The following is a 1,655-nucleotide window of genomic DNA, read 5'->3' as shown; positions in this document are numbered from 1 at the left end:
TTGGAAGCCCGTGGATCGTGTTCCAACCTCCGATTCAGGTTGGAGCAGGTTTGAGTACGACGTCCTCACGGCGGGTGAGCACCAGATCATGGCCAGTGTCCACAGCCCGTATGACGACCGTCCTAGCAGATTCATTTTTCCGATCAATGTGTATCTGGAGAGTCCCTGGAAGCAGGCTTCGCTGTTTATCAACGGAGAGCGAGTGGCGTGGAACTCCCCGAGTGTGGTTTTGTTTCGCGGTCAGCCCAACGAGGTGAGGATAGAAGCGCCCTTCCTGCAGGAAAAAGAAATCAGTCTTGGATTGATGAATCCGGACGGTCTGAGCATTGAAGCCGCTCCAGCGTTTGAAGAGTGGGTACCCGTACCTGACGGCACGACCACTTGGGTCGTCACCCCGGCTGGCAACAAAAGTGGTCGCATCACGTTGAAGTTGTCGAGCAAAGAAACAGCTCAAGCCTGGGAAGTTCCCTGTACCGTGTTGTCGCTAAACTTGGCTGATGAGGCGGATGCCCTGATTGACGGTGAAGTCTTTCGTGAGGGTTTTATTTTCAAATGGGGTGAAAAAAAATCGGTTTCGCTGAGAGTTAAGGACGGTAGTCCCTTAGCAGGAGCTCCGTTGAAACTGACCTATCTGGTTGTTGAAGGAGACGACCTCCAATTGGTAAGTGAACCTGATTTTGGTGTGGCGCAAACTGACTGGAAGTGGGACGTCACGGGTCTAATCGGGAGCGGCGCGTTTAAACTTGGCGTTGAAGCTGACGGTGTGGATTCAGTGCTGTATATGCCAGGTTGCAGGATGATTTCGGGTTATGAAGATCAAGCGTTGATCATGTTGTTCAACGGTAAGATGGTTCGTCATGAAGAGATGATATTAGTCCCCAGCATCAGTTCGCATACTGTCACAATTAAATGTAACAAAGTGAAGCCTGATAAAGTCTGGATCAGCGCTGGTAGTTGGATAGTAGAGACATCTCCCGACAGAGGTGTTCCTCAGGTGGTCGATCCAGTGGAAGGTGCAACATGGCAGCTTACGTATAGAGACGAACCCAATGTGCCATGGACTATGGTGGCTTTTTATCATGCGGATGTAGAGGCGAACGGGGAGCTACTGAATGTTATTTATCTAGCGGCTTATAACTAACTGCGTAGTCCGGTTGAGCGGAATCTACTGCAACGCCCATACTCAAAATAACCTCACTCTCTATTAGCACCGAGGTAAACCTAGTATTGGTCAACCCGGGTAGCAGGGCATTGCAACGGATCCCGGCCGCGTTGGGCACCGAATAGATGCACTGGACTATCCCCGACGAAACTCCGTTAATCGAGACCACGTTGATGATGCTGCGCCGCCGTTTTCGCGCATCAGCTTGCCGGCTTCGACTGACATGAAGAAGTAGCCGCGGATGCTGACGTCGAGGGTTTTCCGCAAAGAAATCCGAATTTCTTATCGCAATTTGTTCTAATCGGACTGTCAATTCTGCCAGTTACTCTGGCTGCCTTTTTACCCGATAGTTGAGCGACCAGCCTATTATTCCCAGTCGACTATCGAGACAACATCATGAGTATTGAATTGAAAGCCGGAGCAACTGAAATCGTTCCCGTGTATATCTGTCACGGTGCAGAGCATGATTTCAAAATTGCGGCTGCAGAAGACA

Annotated in this window: 2 pseudogenes; one reads left to right on the top strand and one right to left on the bottom strand. The window is 50.3% G+C overall.

Annotation, left to right across the window (positions count from 1 at the left end):
• A pseudogene (locus EI969_RS10760) lies at nt 1–1,141 on the top strand (hypothetical protein); the annotation flags it as partial.
• 40 nt (nt 1,142–1,181) lie between these two features.
• Here the strand turns inward: EI969_RS10760 and EI969_RS10755 are convergent.
• A pseudogene (locus EI969_RS10755) lies at nt 1,182–1,432 on the bottom strand (SDR family NAD(P)-dependent oxidoreductase); the annotation flags it as partial.
• Nucleotides 1,433–1,655 lie beyond the last annotated feature (223 nt).

The sequence above is a fragment of the Pseudomonas sp. PB101 genome (genome assembly GCF_009764265.1).
Classification (GTDB): Bacteria; Pseudomonadota; Gammaproteobacteria; order Pseudomonadales; family Pseudomonadaceae; genus Aquipseudomonas.
Note: the sequence above shows the minus strand (reverse complement) of the source record. Positions and strands in the feature narration are given on the sequence as shown.